At 71.2% G+C, this 17,643-nt stretch carries 19 protein-coding genes; 12 read left to right on the top strand and 7 right to left on the bottom strand.

All coding sequences use genetic code 11. From position 1 onward, the window contains the following. Positions 1–93 precede the first annotated feature (93 nt). Positions 94–1,041: a hypothetical protein gene (locus ACHUEU_RS00695; protein ID WP_394213948.1), complete on the bottom strand. Its 948-nt coding sequence runs from the start codon at positions 1,039–1,041 to the stop codon at positions 94–96. Positions 1,042–1,166: 125 nt separating this feature from the next. Next, positions 1,167–1,520 carry a hypothetical protein gene (locus ACHUEU_RS00690; RefSeq protein WP_394213947.1) on the bottom strand — a complete coding sequence of 118 codons (354 nt, stop codon included), beginning with the start codon at positions 1,518–1,520 and terminating at the stop codon, positions 1,167–1,169. A 217-nt stretch (positions 1,521–1,737) separates the two neighbouring features. Between ACHUEU_RS00690 and ACHUEU_RS00685 the strand changes: the two genes are divergently transcribed. Further along, positions 1,738–2,442, top strand: a complete 705-nt coding sequence (locus ACHUEU_RS00685) for a GNAT family N-acetyltransferase (RefSeq protein WP_394214106.1) — start codon at positions 1,738–1,740, stop codon at positions 2,440–2,442. A gap of 26 nt (positions 2,443–2,468) precedes the next feature. Beyond that, on the top strand, positions 2,469–3,608 hold the full coding sequence (locus tag ACHUEU_RS00680; protein WP_394213946.1) for a PLP-dependent cysteine synthase family protein: 1,140 nt from the start codon (positions 2,469–2,471) through the stop codon (positions 3,606–3,608). An 11-nt stretch (positions 3,609–3,619) separates the two neighbouring features. On the opposite strand, the gene ACHUEU_RS00675 is transcribed toward ACHUEU_RS00680, so the two are convergent. Next, positions 3,620–4,465, bottom strand: a complete 846-nt coding sequence (locus ACHUEU_RS00675) for a mechanosensitive ion channel family protein (RefSeq protein ID WP_394213945.1) — start codon at positions 4,463–4,465, stop codon at positions 3,620–3,622. Beyond that, complete coding sequence (locus tag ACHUEU_RS00670) at positions 4,462–5,823, bottom strand: DUF2254 domain-containing protein (protein ID WP_394213944.1); 1,362 nt, start codon at positions 5,821–5,823, stop codon at positions 4,462–4,464. Before ACHUEU_RS00670 ends, ACHUEU_RS00675 begins: the two co-directional genes overlap by 4 nt. 175 nt (positions 5,824–5,998) lie before the next feature. Between ACHUEU_RS00670 and ACHUEU_RS00665 the strand changes: the two genes are divergently transcribed. The 7 genes from ACHUEU_RS00665 (at position 5,999) to ACHUEU_RS00635 (ending at position 10,186) form a co-directional block, all read left to right on the top strand. After that, the gene (locus tag ACHUEU_RS00665; protein WP_394213943.1) at positions 5,999–6,283 is read left to right on the top strand and encodes an antibiotic biosynthesis monooxygenase family protein; all 285 of its coding nucleotides are present in this window, start codon (positions 5,999–6,001) and stop codon (positions 6,281–6,283) included. Between the two features lie 62 nt (positions 6,284–6,345). After that, on the top strand, positions 6,346–7,110 hold the full coding sequence (locus ACHUEU_RS00660) for a CDP-alcohol phosphatidyltransferase family protein (protein ID WP_394213942.1): 765 nt from the start codon (positions 6,346–6,348) through the stop codon (positions 7,108–7,110). Positions 7,111–7,189: 79 nt separating this feature from the next. Next, positions 7,190–7,549 carry a hypothetical protein gene (locus tag ACHUEU_RS00655; RefSeq protein ID WP_394213941.1) on the top strand — a complete coding sequence of 120 codons (360 nt, stop codon included), beginning with the start codon at positions 7,190–7,192 and terminating at the stop codon, positions 7,547–7,549. A gap of 152 nt (positions 7,550–7,701) precedes the next feature. Further along, a complete protein-coding gene (locus ACHUEU_RS00650; RefSeq protein ID WP_394213940.1) occupies positions 7,702–7,887 on the top strand; it encodes a hypothetical protein in 186 nt (61 codons plus the stop codon). A gap of 39 nt (positions 7,888–7,926) precedes the next feature. Then, complete coding sequence (locus ACHUEU_RS00645) at positions 7,927–8,100, top strand: COG4315 family predicted lipoprotein (RefSeq protein ID WP_394213939.1); 174 nt, start codon at positions 7,927–7,929, stop codon at positions 8,098–8,100. Positions 8,101–8,409: 309 nt separating this feature from the next. Next, entirely contained in the window at positions 8,410–9,387 is a 978-nt protein-coding gene (locus ACHUEU_RS00640; RefSeq protein WP_394213938.1) for a hypothetical protein, read from the top strand. After that, positions 9,365–10,186 (top strand): hypothetical protein, encoded by an 822-nt coding sequence (locus tag ACHUEU_RS00635; protein ID WP_394213937.1) that lies wholly within the window; start codon positions 9,365–9,367, stop codon positions 10,184–10,186. The genes ACHUEU_RS00640 and ACHUEU_RS00635 overlap by 23 nt, the downstream gene beginning before the upstream one ends. Before the next feature lie 17 nt (positions 10,187–10,203). On the opposite strand, the gene ACHUEU_RS00630 is transcribed toward ACHUEU_RS00635, so the two are convergent. The 3 genes from ACHUEU_RS00630 to ACHUEU_RS00620 form a co-directional block, all read right to left on the bottom strand. Next, positions 10,204–10,818: a 3'-5' exonuclease family protein gene (locus ACHUEU_RS00630; protein WP_394213936.1), complete on the bottom strand. Its 615-nt coding sequence runs from the start codon at positions 10,816–10,818 to the stop codon at positions 10,204–10,206. 295 nt (positions 10,819–11,113) lie between these two features. After that, positions 11,114–12,457 (bottom strand): acyl-CoA dehydrogenase family protein, encoded by a 1,344-nt coding sequence (locus tag ACHUEU_RS00625; protein ID WP_394213935.1) that lies wholly within the window; start codon positions 12,455–12,457, stop codon positions 11,114–11,116. Continuing rightward, positions 12,457–13,674 (bottom strand): acetyl-CoA C-acetyltransferase, encoded by a 1,218-nt coding sequence (locus ACHUEU_RS00620; RefSeq protein ID WP_394213934.1) that lies wholly within the window; start codon positions 13,672–13,674, stop codon positions 12,457–12,459. Before ACHUEU_RS00620 ends, ACHUEU_RS00625 begins: the two co-directional genes overlap by 1 nt. 146 nt (positions 13,675–13,820) lie before the next feature. Between ACHUEU_RS00620 and ACHUEU_RS00615 the strand changes: the two genes are divergently transcribed. The 3 genes from ACHUEU_RS00615 to ACHUEU_RS00605 all read left to right on the top strand — a co-directional run bounded on the left by ACHUEU_RS00615 (position 13,821) and on the right by ACHUEU_RS00605 (position 17,472). After that, complete coding sequence (locus ACHUEU_RS00615; protein ID WP_394213933.1) at positions 13,821–15,038, top strand: PucR family transcriptional regulator; 1,218 nt, start codon at positions 13,821–13,823, stop codon at positions 15,036–15,038. Between the two features lie 290 nt (positions 15,039–15,328). Further along, positions 15,329–16,846, top strand: coding sequence for a GntP family permease (locus ACHUEU_RS00610; RefSeq protein WP_394213932.1), 1,518 nt, complete (start codon positions 15,329–15,331; stop codon positions 16,844–16,846). A 92-nt stretch (positions 16,847–16,938) separates the two neighbouring features. Continuing rightward, positions 16,939–17,472, top strand: coding sequence for a GNAT family N-acetyltransferase (locus ACHUEU_RS00605; protein WP_394213931.1), 534 nt, complete (start codon positions 16,939–16,941; stop codon positions 17,470–17,472). The last annotated feature ends 171 nt before the right edge of the window (positions 17,473–17,643 follow it).

The following is a 17,643-nucleotide window of genomic DNA, read 5'->3' as shown; positions in this document are numbered from 1 at the left end:
GATCATGCCTCAGGTCGGGGCCGGGTGTCCACCGGGGACGACCGCCGGACCGTCACCGTCGGCCCGCGCGGCGACGCGGCTCCGGGTCGCGCCTCAGGGGGTCGCGAAGTACAGGATCTCGCCGCTGAAGGTCTCCACCCCCAGGCGGAAGGTGTCGATCTCCGCCTCGGGGACCAGGAACGCGCTGCGGAACCGTGCGGCCTCCCCGTCCTGCAGCGGACGGAGAGTCTTCATCGGATCGGTGACCAGGCCCTCGGCGATGTCCGGGAAGTAGGTGCGGTCCGATTCCCCGGTCAGCCACAGCTCCTCGGCCGGGGCGAGCTGCCCGGGCCCGTCGTAGCGCACCTCGTAGGTCACCAGCACCAGGCGGTAGCCGTCCTGGACCACGTCCTGCCCGGCGGCCCCCGGGACGGTCGCCGCGAGGTCGACCTCGAGGGCGCTGACGCCGAGGGTCCCGTCGGTCCAGGCGGTCCAGCTGACGGTGTGCTCGCCGACGGTGGCCGGATCCGCGTAGCCGCCGGTCCCGTCGGCCACCTCCCGGCCCGCGGAATCGGTGACGGTGCCGGGCTCACGCTCCGGTGCGCCCGACGACGGAGGAGCGCTGGGGGTCGACTCCTCCGTGGACGGCTCCGCGACCGGCGCTCCGGGCTCGCGAGCAGTCATCCGCTCGATGCCGCCGAGGACCAGTGCGACGGAGGCCACCAGCGCCGCCGCCTGCACGAGGACGATCGCGACGATCGCCCAGGGAGGCAGGGCGCCGCGGAGCGGACGGGGCCCGTCCTCCGCCCCCGGCGGGTCGTAGGTGAAGGAGGGGGCGCCGTAGGGGCCGGCACCCTCGAAGGTCTCGAACGGCGAGGACGATTCTTCTGCGGAGCCGCCGTCGGCCGCGGGGACGTCCGCGACGGCCGGATCGGCGTCGCGGCCCGGGCGTCCGCCCGCAGGGCCGTGCTGGTGATCGGGCAGCACGAGCGGCTCCGGCTCGGCCGGGACGGAGCCGTCCTCCCAGTCATAGCCGGAGGGCCTCTCCCGTCCCTGCACCATGGTGCGAGCATACGGCGTGCCGTGGTGCAGCGGAGCTGGCAGATCGACTTGAACCCGCGCCAGGTCGAGAAGGTGCAGGCGCCGCCGCAGCATCTCGCCACCGTGGTGGACGGCGGCGCTCCCGGTCAGCTCTCCGGGGGCGCCATCTCCCGCGAGTGCGCCGGTGGGCCGGCGGCGTCCCCGACGGCGGAGGCATCGGCCCCCAGGTACGCACGCATCCCGAAGAACGCGCCGAGCACGAGCAGCAGCACCAGCAGCAGCAGTCCGCCGGCCACGATCGACGGGCTCGGCCTCCGACCGCGCCGCAGCCCGGAACCCGGATCCGGCTCGCGCCCGGGCTCCCCGCTGCGCCCCGGTTCCCGGGAGGCGGCACTCGGCGGGGCCGCTGCGCGCGGGTCGTCGTGCTCCCGCGGATCCTGTGCGGGGCGCTGACGGGCCTGCGATCGTCGGGGATCGGGGGGCGGGGGAGGCTGGGTCATGGGCGACCGGCGCGCGGGAGCCGGGATCCTTTCGAGCAGTGGCATGTGTGCCGGGTCCCGGCGCACGGGCTCACGCTATCGGAGAGCGCCTGCAGGCCCTCGAGGAGAGTCTCGACACCGCAGCGGCGGCCACGGGCCGAACAGTCCGACGCAGCCCCGGTACGGTCGCTGCATGGACGACACAGCGACTGCACCGCATCAGCTCCGGGGCCCCACGATGTCGGAGGTGCCCGGACCGCCCGCCGCCGACCCGGTGCTGGACAACCCCGCCTGGTCCTCGCTGACCGGCCGCCATCGCCACCTCGCCGAGGGCAATGAGCACGTGCTGCGCTATCCCGGGGACGTCTCGCCCTTCGTCGGGGTGCGGGACTGGGAGCACCCCGAGGTGTGGGACGCGCTCCTCGAGGTGTTCGGGCACGGGGCCACGGTGGGCGTCTCGCATGCCGACCCGCTGCTGCCCGAAGGCTGGACCCCGGTGTTCTCGATCCCCGGCGTGCAGCTGGTCCAGACCGACCACCTCGCGCCGGCGCCCGCCGAGGACGTCGTCGAGCTGGGGGCGGCGGACAGCACCGACATGCTCGCCCTGGTCGAGCGCACCCGCCCGGGCCCCTTCCTCCCCCGCACCCACGAGCTGGGGCGCTACGTGGGCATCCGCCGAGACGGCCGCCTGATCGCGATGGCCGGGGAGCGCCTGCACCCGGACGGCTGGACCGAGATCAGCGCCGTCGCGGTGGACGAGGAGCACCGCCGCCAGGGCCTCGCCTCCCGGCTGGTCCTCGACGTCGCCTTCCACATCCAGCAGCGTGGCGAAAGGGCACTCCTGCACGCCTCCGCCGACAACACCCGCGCGATCCGCGGCTACGAGAGGCTCGGCTTCTCCCTGCGACGTCGGCTCTCCTTCGGGGCGGTGCGCACGCCCTGACCGATCGCGCCCGATACGGTCTGCCCATGGACGAGACCGTGACCTGGCCGCAGCAGCTCGAGGACGTGGACCGCAGCGATGATGCGCTGCGGGCCTGGGTGTCCGAGCGGATCCACCGGCTGGAGGCCGATGGCAGGCGCAGCGCCGACACCCATCTGGTGCGCGTGGACCTGCCGTCGAGCTGGGACATCCAGCTCTACCTCAAGGACGAGTCGACGCACGCCTCGGGCAGCCTGAAGCATCGACTGGCCCGCTCGCTGTTCCTGTTCGCGCTGGTCAACGGTCAGCTGCGGCCGGGTATGCCGGTGATCGAGGCATCCTCGGGCTCCACCGCGGTGAGCGAGGCGCATGTGGCGCGGATGCTCGGGATCCCCTTCGTCGCGGTGATCCCGCGCGGCACCAGCACCCGCAAGATCGCGCTGATCGAGGCGGCCGGCGGGCATTGCCACGTGGTCGAGGGTGCGGAGTCGATGAGCCGGGAGGCGCAGCGGTTGGCCGATGAGCAGGACGGCCTGTTCATGGATCAGTTCACCCACGCCGAGCGCGCGACCGACTGGCGGGGCAACAACTCGATCGCCGTCAGCGCCCTGTCCCAGCTGGAGCTCGAGCCGCATCCGGTGCCGCGCTGGATCGTGGTGGGCGCCGGCACCGGCGGGACCAGCGCGACCTTCGGGCGGCTGCTGCGCTACCGCAACCTGCCCACCTCGCTGTGCGTGGCCGATGTCGAGAACTCCGCCTTCTTCGAGGGCTGGGTGCAGCAGGACCCGACGATCACCACCGACCAGGGCTCGCGCATCGAGGGGATCGGCCGCCCACAGGTCGAGCCGAGCTTCGTCCCCGGGGTCGTGGACCGGATGATCCGCGTGCCCGACGCCGCCTCGGTCGCCGCGGCCCGATACCTCTCGGAGCACCTGGGACGGCGCGTCGGCGCCTCGACCGGGACCAACCTGGTCGCCGCCGCCCGACTGATCACGCAGATGCGTGAGCATGGCGAGGCCGGTTCGGTGCTGACCCTGCTGTGTGATCCCGGGGATCGCTACTCCGACACCTACTTCGACGACGACTGGGTCGCGGCGCAGGGCTGGGAGCTGGGTCCGTGGCAGGATGCCCTCGCCCGGCTGCTGCCGGTGACCGGAGGGCTCCCGCGGTCTCCGACCCCGCTCTGACCCCGCTCGGGTCAGCGCTCCGACGGCGTCCCGTCCTCGCCCAGGAGCCCTGCCAGCCGGTCCCCGGCTTCGATCACGACCACGTCCGAGCCGGTGGCGACCTCCTGCTGGGAGAACGCCGCCAGCACCTCGGCGATCACCTCGTGGATGGTCTCCCGGGTCTCCAGCTGTGTCGCGCCGGACCAGAACCGCAGCTCGATCCGCACCGTGGTCGTCCCCACCTCGGTGAGCAGTGCCTGCGGGGCCGGCTGGTCGAGGACCTGCGGCACCGCGAGCATCGTCTCAGTGGCGAGGCGGCATGCCCGCCGCAGGTCCACCGAGTCGTCGACGTCGAGGTGGACGCTGGTCCGCACCCGTTCGAAACCCGTCTGGACCGTGACCACGTGCGAGTGCAGCACGGCGTTCGGGATCAGCACCAGGCGACCGTCGAAGGTGCGCAGCGAGGTGGAGGTCAATGCCATCGCCACGATCGTGCCCCGGTGCTCCTGGACCGCGATCTGATCACCGATGCGGTAGCGGTCCCGGGCCAGGAGCACGATGCCGGCGAACATGTTGCCCAGCACCGTCTGGAACGCGATGCCGGCGGCGATCGAGACCACGCCGACTCCGCCGAGGATGTCCACCGGCTTGACGCTCGGGAAGACGATGGTGAGGGCCGCCAGCACGGACAGCAGCGCGATCACCCAGCCGGCCAGACGGGAGAAGACCGTGGAGGCCGAGGGGCCGCGACCGGTCCAGCGCAGCACCAGCCGCACCACGGCACGCACCAGCAGGGAGGCGAGCAGCCCGGCGACGAGGACCACCAGGCCGATGCTCACCCCGGCCCAGGTCAGCGGCGGCAGCTCCACGCCGTTCATGCCCTCACCTCCGGGTCTCGCGGCACGGGACGATCCCCGCCCTCCTTGCGGTCTCCGCGGTCCTCCTGGGGATCGGGGGCGGGGCGGCCCCTCGGCGTCTCCAGCTGCTCGAGGGCCTGCTCGAGCAAGGGTCGGTAGCGGTCCAGGGCCACGTCCAGGAGATCCTCGAGCATCACCGTCAGCCGTCGGGGGATCTGCAGGGTGTCCTTCCCGTACAGGCTGATCTCGTCGACCGCGAGGGACAGGTGGCCCTCGATCGACTGCGGTCGGTGCACGACCCGCACCCGGCCGTCCTCGTCGGCGATGTACGGGCTGGGCGATTCGCGGCGCACCAGGTGGCGCAGCACCCGGTGCAGCTCGTCGAGGACCTTGACCGCGGTGGTGGGGTCGTTGATGCCGGGCGACAGCGCCCGCTCGGCGATGTCGACCAGCTGCCGGATCCCGAAGCCGACGTCCTGGAGCAGCTGCCGCTCCGCGGCGAGGGTGATCGTGCTCCACAGCCTCGCGCGGTCGGCCTCCGCGAGCTGCTCGGTTCCCCAGACGCGGAACAGGTGCTGCCCTTCGGCGAGGAACTGCCCCACCTCGCGGTCGATGAGCACCACCGCGTCGAGCTCCCGTGCAAGCTCCACCAGGCGTCCGTAGTCCACCTGGGTGATCATCCCGTGCCGGTCCTCGGTGGAGACCGCCGCCCGGGGCGTCCCGGGATCGGGTGACCAGGTGGGGCCGAGGCCTGCCCTTTCGCCGTCGTCGGTCCCCGGGTACAGCGTCTCGGCGAGCGCCAGCGCACGGTCGCCGATGCGGGAGATCACGTGGGAGACCTGGATGGAGGTGGTGATGTGGTGGATGAACGCGAGGAAGCAGCCCACACTCGCCAGCACCAGCAGGAACGCCAGCGTCACGGACGCCTTGGGGACGAACTCGCCGGCGTCGCCGTAGTCTCCGCGCACCGAACGCGTGACGGTCAGCGCGAACACGAAACTGGCGATGAACACACCCAGCGTGACCTGGGTGATGCGGCTCTCCAGGAATCCGCCCAGCACCCGTGGCGTGAACTGGCTGCTGGCCAGCTGCAGGACCACCATCGTGATCGAGAAGACCAGGCCGGTCATCGAGATCATCCCGGTGGCGATGGTGGCGAGCAGCCCGCGGGCCCCGTCGGGCCCGCCCTGGAACACGTAGGGCACGGTGACGTCGAGGGCCTCCTCCGCCTGGGGCAGCCCCACGCCCAGCACCACGGCCGCGACCGAGCACGCCACGGGGATCGCCCAGAACGGGCTCCACAGCCGGTCCCACCTGGACTGCCTCTTCACGCCCGGGGCGCGGCCCCGGGCACGTGCGGCGGACCGTCCCTGTTCCATTCGCTCTCCTGGTGCATCGGACGCCGAAGCAGGGCGCGGGGCCCGTGTCGGAGTCGATCGTAGACGCTGGGGATGCTACCGCCCGCCGCCTGGGCCGATGGTCCCGCAGGCGGCGCCGGCAGTACAGGAGGATCGAGGCGACCCGCACCGATCAGGACATCGCCGAGAGGACCCGATGACAGTCATCAAGATCAACCGGCTCGCCCTTCCCGAGGGACAGCACGCAGAGCTCGAGAAGCGCTTCGCAGCGCGCAAGCACTCCGTCGACCAGGCTCCCGGTTTCGAGGGATTCGAGCTGCTCCGGCCGGTCGCGGGCGAGGACCGCTACTTCGTGATCACTCGCTGGGCCGACGACGAGAGCTTCCGGGCCTGGGCTGCGCAGCGGACGCCGCGGGACCCCTCCGCGAGCGTCAGCCGGGCCGACGGCATGCTCGAGTTCGAGCTCGTCGAGCTGGACTGAAACCGGCACGCCGGCGCTGGGCGAGCTGAGGGGACGCGACCGCTGCGCAGTATGCTCGCCCGATGACGACGACGCTGCCCTGCAGCGCGGCACCACGACGTCTGCGACGTGTGGGGACGGTGCTGGTGCTGCTCGTGCTCGGCCAGCTGGCTGCCGCGATCGGGATCCTGCTGCTCGCCACGCCGGTCTCCGCGCCGCTCGCCGCCCTCGCACTCCTCTGCGCACCGGCACCGGCCCTGGTCACCGCAGCGACGCTGCGCCCGCGCGCCCCCGGCGGGGTGACCGGCGCGGATCTGCTGACGCTGCTGCGGCACCTGGCCGCCGGTGCGCTCGCCACCGCGGCCGTGCTCGCCCTCGGCGGTGAGCTGTCCGGGCGCTCCTGGCCGCTCGCGATCCTCGTCGCGGCCGCGCTCGCGACCGACGCGCTCGACGGCCCCCTCGCCCGGCGCACGGGCATCGCCGGCCCGGTCGGGGCCCGCGTCGACATGGAGGCCGACGCCGCTCTGATCCTGGTGCTCTCGGTGCTCGCGGCCACCGTGGTCGGGCCCTGGGCGCTCGCAATCGGGCTGATGCGCTACGCCTACGTCGCGGCCTCCGCCGCACGGCCCGCACTGCGCCGTGAGCTGGACTTCAGCCAGTTCCGGCGAATGGTCGGCGGGTTCCAGGGCCTCGCCCTGCTCACGGCGGTGGTGCCGGCGATCCCCGGCGGGGTCGCCGCCGGGATCGTGGCCACCGCGCTCGCACTGCTGATCGTCTCGTTCGGACGGGACGTCCTCGCGCTCGAGCGCGCCGAGGCGGCCGCGCGGGAGGATTCCTCCCGCCGGTGAGCGGTGCCGCGCGGGCCCCGGCATTGGTCCCGGATCTCACGCAAGGCCACTCCGGACCGCATTCGCCCCCGAATGCTCGGTGAGCACCACCAGCACGATGCTCCCGGCCGCGATCACCACCACCGCCACCGCCACCGCGAGCACCCCGGTCAGGACGCGGCCCGCCTGCGGGGGCTACGCCGCCCGCAGCATCCCCGCACCCCACCGGAACCAGGCCCACTGGACCACGACCACGACGGCAAGCGCGATCGACCAGGTGATCAGCTACGCCCCGAGCCGCTCGTGCTACTGGACCACGGGCAGCAGCGCCACCGTCTCGGCGAGTCGCTTCCCGGCCGTGGTGGTCAGCGGCACCACTCCCGCCATTGCCAGCGCCGCCGTGTCGGTGGTCGATCCGGCCAGTGCCACCGTGCTCACTGCGCGGGTCGACGCGCCCTGACCAGCTCCCGTCCCGGGCCTGACGGGCTCCGCGGATGGCCGCCGCCCCGCGGTGAACCACCGACGGCCCGGTCTCGTGCTCGAAGCAGAACATCCGTCGACGGGACCACTCACGGGCCGCCGATGACCCCGCCGGCGCAGGAAGGCACATTCATGAGGCCAGCAACGACCCGCGGGCTGGTGGCCCGCTCCCTCACCCGGCCCGCCCTGAGTGCCTGCTCCGGCGATGGGAGCGGCGAGGGCGACGGCGACGGCGAGGCCATGACCGTCTACCAGTTCGACCAGGACGAGCAGAATTCGGCCACCTGGACCGACACGGATCAGTTCGCGGAGAACTGACCCCCCGTCCCTGGCGACGGCGCTGCGGAGATGACGGTGGTGACCAGCGAACTCGGCAGCATCACCGGCGTCCCCGGGCAGCCCCATCTCACCCTCGACGATTGGCCGCTCTACTACTTCGTCGGCGATGAAGAGCCCGGGGACGCCGCCGGGCAGGGCGTCAACGACGTGTGGTGCGTCCTCTCACCGGGGGACGAGGTGATCCGCGTGTGAGTGCAGCGGCGGTGCGGTCAGGACCAGCTCGCCGCAGGTGGGCGAACGGAGCTCGAGGCGTCCCTCGCAGCGTCACCTCGCATTGTTCGAGGGTTCGCCATCGGGCTCCGGAGATCACCGCCACGTGCCGCACCCCTCCCTTACAGTAAAGATGCACTGGTTCCGGGACGTGGTATCGCCGCTCACGCTGCTACCGCGTCTCGACACGGCATCGGCATCGGCATCGGCATCGGCATCGGATGAGGTTCTGAGGATGGAGGCGACGGAAGGGCTCGAGGTGGGGGAAAGAGCACCGGAGGTGGTGGGATCATGACTGACCACGAGCCGACACAATTCTGGGAGCGCCTCGATGTCACCTCATGGCCGGTCCTCGACCAAGAGCAGACCGGTTCCCACGAGACGACCTGGCTCATCGATGCTCGGGATGGAACGACTCGCTGGCTGCACAAGAACACCACTCTCCACGCCGGTCGTGAGCAGGGAGAGGACTGGGCCGAGATCGTCGCGACCCAGGTCGGCCTGCATCTCGGAGTCCCCGTTGCCATCACCAGGCTCTGCTTACGCGAGGGGCGTCGCGGATCGCTGAGCAGAGATGTCCGCGCTCTGCAGTTCGATCTCTTCAGTGGCCACCTGGTGCTGGAGGACTGCAGGGAGGTCACCGACTACATTCCACATCTGGAGGGCGAGCCTGCGCACGATCCGCAGCGGCCCGGTGTGAAACGCCCTGGGCACTCCCTCGAGAACATACGCAGGGCGCTCGGAGGAAGCGGCGCACCGCCCGGTTTCGCTGGCCCCAGCGAGATGGATGCGTTCGACATCTTCGCGGGTTACCTGCTGTTCGACGCGCTCGTCGCCAATCAGGACCGGCACGAGCAAAACTGGGCAGTGCTCAGGCCACAGCTCATGAGCGTGGCACCCAGGCTCTGCCCGTCATACGATCATTCCAGTAGCCTTGGCTTTGCCGAGACCGCTGAGAAGACAGCTATGCGCCTCTCGGACCCGCAATCGCTCCACGCATGGGCGCGCAAAGGGGCTGCAGGCCGGTTCGAGCATGACCGGCGGCCGAGGAAACTCTCGGCACTGGCCGCGGACGCACTGACGCTCGCGTCCGGTATCGCTCGAGACCACTGGCTTCACCGCATCGACGAGATCGACCTCACCCCGATCATCGACCCTCTGCTACGGGACGGGATCCCTGAGATGTCGGAGCAGACGACTAGATTTGTCATCACACTTCTGGAACTGAACATGGAGAGGATCCGTCATGAGCTTGGCCAGCACCGCTGATCGCCCTCGACGCGCCACGGCGGAATCTGCCGTCCACGACCTCCTCGTTCTCTGGCAGCACCGGGAGACCCGGCGGATCCACCCCATCGGTCGGTTCTCGTTCGATGGCGAGACGTACGGCTTCTCGTACACGAGGCATGCTCATTGCATTCCAGATTTCCGTCCCCTCCCAGGCCTCCCCCTCGACGGTGAGTCGTATCGCAGCACGCGCATGCCCACACTGTTCCGACAACGCACGATGTCACCGAGCCGCCCGGACTTCGGCTCTGCGATGCAGAATCTCGGCATCGCTCCGGAGGACGCCACCCCCTGGGAGCAGATCGTGCACTCCGGTGGTCGACGAGCCGGCGACACCCTGCAGTTCATGCAGCTCCCGGTAGTCGCCGAGGGCCGGGTGCACACGCGTTTCCTCACGAACGGGATCCGTTACATCCCGAACGGGACCACCCGCATCGTCGACGAGATGCCTCTCGAGGTGTCACCTGCGGCCCATGAACGTGCCCTCGGGGCCCTGCGCACCGGCGAGGAGCTTCGCCTGCTCCCGGAGCAAGGAAATCCCGAGGATGCCGATGCAGTTCTCATCGTGGCAGATCGAGTTCCTGTCGGATGGGTCCCGCGTCTGTTGGCCACGGGTCTTCGTGAGCTCATGGGAGGCGGTCGGCCGATACGCACGACGGTGGCGCGCATCGCCGGTCCGTCGGCCCCACCGCATGTTCGCCTCGTGGTGGACCTGGTGGCAGAGGCTCCTCCCGGCTTCATGTTCGACGTCACGGGCGCGTGGGAGCCACACCGGCGCTGATCTGCGGCCGGTACCTGTCAGTGAACAAGCGGATTCGGTACTCCGATGATCTCGCGGTGCGCATCACTCGGCAGGTATTCACACATGGCCTCGTAAAGGGCCGTCTGATCCGGTGAGAGGTGCGGCGTGATGTCATCATGCAGGTCGAGAAGGTGACGCACATCGCCGATCGCGTACTCGATCTGTTGTGCACTCAGCTCGACCGCACCCCAGTTGCTCGTCCGCACCGCGCCCTTGTCCAGTTGGATCCCGAGACGGCGCTGAAGGAGCGGCTTCAAGCTGTGTTCTGCGTTCGGCAGTTCCGAATCGGCCACTCGGGACGCAGTCTTCGTGCACCGGACGGCGCTCGCCCGTGTCCCCCATGCCTTCTCGAGAAACCTCAGGTCAAAGGGGGCGAAGTGGAAGACAGACTGCACCGTCGAGGACTCCAGGACCGAGGCAAGGCGCTCGGGTCGATGACCCGAATTGCGCACGATCACCGAGCCTGTCCGCGGCGAGTAGAGCTGGCAGATCTCCAAGCGGTCGACGCGCCAGTCGAGGCCTGAAGTCTCGGTGTCCACCGCGAAGCGGCCCGACTCCCGAAAGAGCCCGGCAAGTTCAGGGGTGAGATCCTCCAACACACGTATGGACATGGCGCCAGCGTAGAGCCATGCCCGGTCCATCGTTCCTCCACAGTCGAATGCTGCTCCGACATGTTCGAGCTCTCACGCCCCATCGTGCGGAGTATTGGGCGAGCTCTGAGAAGGGATGACAGACGGGAACAGGTCAGGACTCCCTCGTGCGAGGGCGTTCCTCGAACAGTGCAATGACGCCCTCCCCAGCATGCTGCAGACGGTCTGTGCCGCGCATTGAAGAATTGACATCGTACTCATTGAAACCACGCCGGGCAGTGCCGCCCTCTCCAAGCTGCCCTGTCCGGCGTTCGTCTCACGCGAAGGCGCTGACCCCCGTGATCGACCGGCCCACGATGAGCGACTGCATGGTGTCGGTGCCCTCGTAGGTGTGCAGGGCCTCGAGGTCGCTGCGGTGACGCACCACACGGTTCTCCAGCAGGATCCCGGAGCCGCCCAGCATGTCGCGGGCGTCGGTGGCGATCTCGCGGGCGGCGCGGGTGTTGTGCACCTTCGCGAGCGAGGCCTGCTCGGGGCGGATGGTGCCGGCGGTCTCGAGCTCGGCGAGGCGCACGCAGTGCAGCTGCATCGAGGTCAGCGTCTGCAGCATCGACGCCAGTCGCACCTGGATGTTCTGCGCCTTGGCCAGCGGGCGGCCGAACTGGATGCGGTGCTGGGCGTGCTCGAGCGCAGCCTCATAGCAGGCCAGGGCGTGGCCGAGCGCGCCCCAGGCGACGCCGGCGCGGGTGGCGAACAGGATCGTGGAGGTGTCCTTGAAGGAGCGGGCACCGGGCAGGCGCTGATCCAGCGGCACCCGCACGTCGTGCAGCGTGATGTGGGCCTGGTGGATGGCGCGCAGCGCGACCTTGCCGCGGATCACCTCGGCCTCGTAGCCGGGCAGGGACTGGTCCACGAGGAACCCGCTGACCTGGCCGTGCAGCGCGGGCTGGGATTCGTCCTCGACCCGTGCCCACACCACCGAGACGTGGCAGCCGACGCCGTTGCCGATCCAGCGCTTCTGGCCCGAGAGCACCCAGTCCTCGCCGTCGCGGCGGGCGACGGTCTCCAGCGAGACGGAGTCGGAGCCGTGGTCGGGCTCGGTGAGGGCGAAGGCGCCGTGCTCGACGCCGGTGGCCAGCGGCTCGGCCCAGCGCTGCTTCTGCTCCGCCGAGCCCAGCAGCATGATCGAGCGCAGGGCGAGGCCGCCCTGGACGCCCACCATGGTGCCGACGCTCCCGTCGATGCGGGAGAGCTCCATGTTCACCAGTCCGGTCGCGAGCGGGGTGAGGGTGCGGTGGCCGGGCACGTCGAGGCCGTCGGTGAGCAGGTCCAGCTCGCCCAGCCGGGCGATCAGTTCGATCGGGTACTCACCGCGGTCCCACCAGTCGTTGATCCGTGGCAGCACCTCGGCGGCCAGCGAGCGGGCGTCCGCCCAGGCCTGCAGATCCTCGCCGGAGACGTCCTGGAACAGGGAGTAGTGGTCGGCGGCGGCGGGCAGCAGCTCCGCGGGGGTCGCGGCGGAGGCGTCGGGCGCGGCGACGACCGCGCGGTCGGTGGCGACCGAGTCGGGGCGGGCGTCAGCGGGGCTGCCGGGGTTGCCGCCGAGGGAGATGTGGCCGGGAGCGGGGGCGTCCCAGCTGCTGGTGTCGTTGCTGGTCATCAGGAGATCCTTTCGATGATGAGGGCCATGCCCTGGCCGCCGCCGACGCACAGGGTCGCCAGGCCGAAGCGGCCTTCGCGCTCCTGCAGGCCGTGCAGCAGGGTGGTGGTCATGCGGGCGCCGGTGGAGCCCCAGGGGTGGCCGAGCGCGATCGCTCCGCCGTGCACGTTGAGCGTGTCGTGGTCGATGCCGAGGTCCTCGGCGGCGGGGATCACCTGGGCGGCGAAGGCCTCGTTGAACTCGACCAGGTCGATGTCCTCGATGCTCATGTCGGCGAGCGCGAGCGCCTTGCGGGTCGCCTCCACCGGGCCCAGCCCCATGATCTCGGGGCTGATCCCGGAGACGCCGGTGGCGATCACGCGGGCGAGCGGGGTGATGCCGAGCTCCTTCGCGTACTCCGCCTCCATCACCACGAGTGCTGCGGCGCCGTCGTTCAGCGGGCAGCAGTTGCCGGCGGTGACGGTGCCCTCGGGCCGGAAGACGGGGTCGAGGGAGCCGACGGCCTCGAGGGTGACGCCGGCGCGCGGGGAGTCGTCGGCGTCGATCACGGTGCCGTCGGGCAGGGTCACGGGGGTGATGTCCCGCGCGAAGAAACCGGAGGCGATCGCGGCCTCGGCCCGGTTCTGGGAGCGCACCCCGTACTCGTCCTGGGCGGCGCGGGAGATGCCGCGCAGCTCGGCGACGTTCTCTGCGGTCTGACCCATGGCGATGTAGGCGTCGGGCAGCTCGCCGTCCTCGCGCGGGTCGTGCCAGGGCGCGGGGATCTCGCGGGCGGCGCGCTGCGCGGTGCGCTCCCAGGCCTCCTGGAACAGCGGGTCGCGGGAGTCCTCCTCCATCAGCATGCCGGTGCTGGCCGAGATCGATTCCACCCCGGCGGAGATCACCGCACGGGCCTCCCCGGAGGCGATCGCGTGGAAGGCGGCACGCGTGGTCTGGATGGAGGAGGCGCAGAAGCGGGTGACGGTCGCGCCGGGAACCGCGTCCAGGCCGAGGCGGACCGCGACCGTGCGGGCGAGATTCCCGCCCTGCTGGCCCTCGGGGATCGCGCAGCCCAGCTGCAGATCGTCGATCGTGGTCGGGTCCAGCTGCGGCACCTGGTCCAGGGCCGCCTGGATCATCTGGCCCACGAGGTCGTCGGGGCGGATGTCCTTCAGCGATCCCTTGCGGGCACGGCCGATGGGTGAGCGGGCGGTGGCGACGATGACGGCCTCGGGCACGAGGATTCTCCTTCGACGGCGATGTCTGGGGCGGTTGCCGGCCGGGGGTGGCGGGATGCACGCAACCCGGCGTTCTTGATACTACGGGTTGCAGGTACCTCGGGGGAAGCGGGGCCGTCGGTGGGACCCGCCGATAGGCTCGAGGCATGGCCGACCCCCGCTCCCGCACCCACCACGGACGGGCGAGGAACCCGATGACGCCTCCGCCCGCCGACGGCGAACCCCTGCATCGGATCCTCGACGCCCTCGAGGACGACGCGGCGCTGGTCGCGGAGACCACCAGCGCGATCCGGGAGGCCCTGCCGGGCTACGACGAGGTCCCACCGACCTCGCTCGAGGCCTCGATCCGGCGCAACATCGGCCTCAGCATCCGCACCCTCCGCCGGGGTGCCGCCCCCGATGCGACGCAGATCGACGAAGCGGAGGAGCTCGCGCTCGAACGGATGGGGCAGGGGGTGCCGCTCGGCAGCGTGCTGGCAGGGTTCCGGCTGTGCATGACGGTGATCCTGGGGCGTCTGCAGCGGCTGGCCCCGGAGCACGGGATGCCCGCCGAGGAGGTGCTCGCCGGGGCGAACCTGCTGTGGTCCCTCGGTGACGCGTTCTCCACCCGCGCGGTGATCGCCCATCAGGAGCGGTCCCTCGCCGAGGCCGTCGCCGACTCCGGCCGCCGCTCCCGCTGGATCATCGACGCCGTGATGACCGGGCTGCCCCGCACCGAGCTGCGCAGCGGGGCCGCGGCCTACGGCGTCGACGACCAGGGGGTGCGGGCACTGGCCGCACCCCGGCACGACCACTGCGTCGACGTCGACCGACGGATCCAGGACTGGGCCGAGCGCGCCGGCGTCACGGCACTGAGCACGCCGCACGGCACCACCGAGGTGGGGGTGGTGATCGGCGCCCCGGAGCCCGGGGTGGAGCCGGCGGGCACGACGCTCGCGCTCGGCCCCGTCGGCACCCTGGAGAACCTGCCGGAGTCCTTCGCCGCGGCGACGCGGGTGCTGGAGACCGCGCTGCGGGTGGGCCACCGGGGCGTCGCCGACCTCGCCACGCTCTCCTGGCGGATGGGCATCACCGCGAGCCCCGAGACCACTGCGCTGCTGCGCCGCCGACACCTTCAGCCGCTGAAGGCCGAGGGCGAGTTCGGGCAGTTCCTGTTCGAGACCGTCCGCGCCTACCTGGCGCACGGGCTGAGCATCCCGCGAGCCGCCGCATCGATCCCGGTGCACGTGAACACCCTGCGCTACCGGCTCAAGCGGTTCCAGGAGCTGACCGGCGCCGACCTGCACGATCCGGAGCATCTCATCGAGGTGAGCTGGGCGCTGACCGCCGACTCCGCGGCGCCGCACGGCCCCGAGCACCCGTAGCTCTTCGTCACCGGCTACGAAACGGGCGACAGGGCGTTGGTCGCTGCGACGAGGCAGGTCCGACCGAGGACATGTCAGGGTTCTTCCAGCCTGCAATGATGCCTCGGCAGCGAGCTCGACGCTCCCCCATCGGCAGGTCGTGAGCCCCCACCGGGGCTCGTCCCGCGCACCGCCGTCACCGAGGACGGCGGTCTCCCCCGCCTCACGAGGAGTCACCCACGGTCCTGGGGATCATCGGCATCATCCTGTCCCTCGCGCTGCTGATCGCGCTCGCCTACCGCGGCGTCCCCGTGATCATCGCCGCTCCGCTCTGCGCCGCCCTCGCCCTGCTGCTCTCCGGCGCTCCGATCCTCGCCTCCTACACCGAGGTCTTCATGCCGGCGATGGCCGGCTACATCGGCAGCTATTTCCCCGTCTTCCTGCTGGGCGCCACCTTCGGCGTGCTGATGACGGTCACCGGCTTCGCCGAGTCCATCGCGCGCACCGTCTCCGGGGCGATCGGCGTGCGCGGCGCGATGGCCGCGACCGTCATCACCTCCGCCCTCATGACCTACGGCGGCATCAGCCTGTTCGTCGTCGCCTTCGTGATGTTCCCGCTGGCCCGCGAGCTGTTCCGGGTCGCCGACATCCCCCAGCGACTGATCCCTGCGACGATCGCGCTGGGCATCTTCACCTTCACCATGACGGCACTGCCGGGCACTCCGCAGATCCAGAACATCATCCCCGGCCAGTTCTTCGGCACCAGCACCTACGCCGCGCCCGGCCTCGGCCTGATCGGCACGGTGCTGATCTTCGGCCTGGGCCTGACGTGGCTCGAGTACCGCCGCAAGACGCTGATCGCCTCCGGTGAGCACTTCGCGTCCCCCGAGCGCCCCCGCGGGGGCGGCGCGAGGTCAGGCCGTGGCAGCACGTCCGCGGCCCGCGTGGGCATCCTGCAGCGAGCACTCGGTCGCGGCGGTTCCGGCACCGGCTCGAGCACCTGGTCCGACGCCGAGACCTCTCCCGCCACCCCGCGGAGGACGGCCCTGGCCACCGACTCCCCGGGCAGCGGCCCGGCTGACGAGGCCGGCTCCGCCGCGACGATGACCGCGACGGCGACGTTCACCCCGACGAACCGCTGGGTGCCCTTCCTGCCGCTGCTGGTGGTGTTCGTGGTGAACTTCGGCTGCACCCTGGTGATCTTTCCGGCGATGGACTGGGGATACCTCTCCGAGGAGAAGTACGGCGGGATCGACCTGGACACCCGCGCCGGCATCTGGGCCGTGATCCTGGCCCTCTTCGCCGCGGTGCTCACCGTGGTCGCGCTGCACCTGAGCCGCTTCGGCGAGCTGCGCTCCTCCTTCGTCGAGGGCGTGAAGGGATCGATGCTGCCGATCTTCTCCACGGCCTCCGAGGTCGGGTACGGCGCGGTCATCGCCTCTGTCGCGGGCTTCACGGTGATCCGCGACGCGGTCTTCGGCATGGGCGGGAACGCCCTGGTCACCTCGGTGGTCTCCACGTCGGTCACCGCGGCGATCACCGGCTCCTCCTCCGGGGGCATGACGATCGCGCTGAACGCCTTCGGCGAGCAGCTGCGCACGATGGCGATCGACCAGGGCGTCAGCCTGGAGGCGATGCACCGCCTCACCGCGATCGCCGCCGGCGGCCTGGACACCCTGCCCCATTCCGGCGCGGTGGTCACGCTGCTGCTGGTCTGCGGGATGACGCATCGCCAGTCCTACAAGGACCTCGCCATGGTCACCATCGTCGCGCCGGTGATCACCGTGATCGCGCTGCTCGCCCTGGTCTCGGCGGTCGGCTCCTTCTGACCTCGGGACCGGAGCAGGGGCTCACTTCTCGACGGGGCTGCCGCCCCCTGCGGACGGCGCCGCGGGCACCCCACCGCATTGAGGTGGTGCGCGTGACTGCTGCCGATTCCGCCCTCCCGAGCGACCCCGCCTTCACGATCGATGTCCCCACCCTCGTCGACGTCCCGGCTCTGGCCCGGGTCCACGTGCGCGGCTGGGAGATCGCCTACTCGCACCTGCTCGAGGGGGAGCAGTGGTTCGGGCAGGAGGCGATCGATCGCCGGATCGCGCACTGGACCAGCTGGCTCACGCCCGGCACCCGTGAGGCCGACGAGGGCGTCTACCGGGTGGGCCGCGACGGAGAGGGCGCCGTGGTCGGGCTGGCCGCCTCCTGGCCTCCGTGCGAAACGCAGCCGGCACGATCCCGTGAGCTGTCCCTGCTCCATCTCGACGAGAACTGGCTCGGCACCGGCCTCGCCCAGGCGCTGACCGAGGCGATCCTCGAGGGCGGGCCCGCGAGCGTCCGGGTCACGGCGGACAACCCCCGCGCACGGCGCTTCTACGAGAAGGCCGGCTTCACGCCCGACGGCGCCACCCGGGTGGAGGAGCATCTCGGCAGCCTGCGGGACATCCGCATGGTGCGGTGAGCGGCTGCCGAGGCAGCGACACCCCGGGCGGAGGGCGGGCTCCCGCTGATCACCCCACGGCCTGACCGCCCCGCTCCCGCCGACGGATGTGGCGCCGATGCGCCGCGGCGGAAGGTGGGGCCATGAGAGACGCGACCATCGCCACCAGCCGTACCCGTGCCACCGCCGACC

Origin of the sequence: Brachybacterium vulturis, assembly GCF_043641765.1 — a bacterium.
GTDB lineage: Bacteria > Actinomycetota > Actinomycetes > Actinomycetales > Dermabacteraceae > Brachybacterium > Brachybacterium vulturis_A.
The sequence above is the reverse complement of the archived record's forward strand: the minus strand, read 5'-3'. Positions and strand labels throughout refer to the sequence as shown.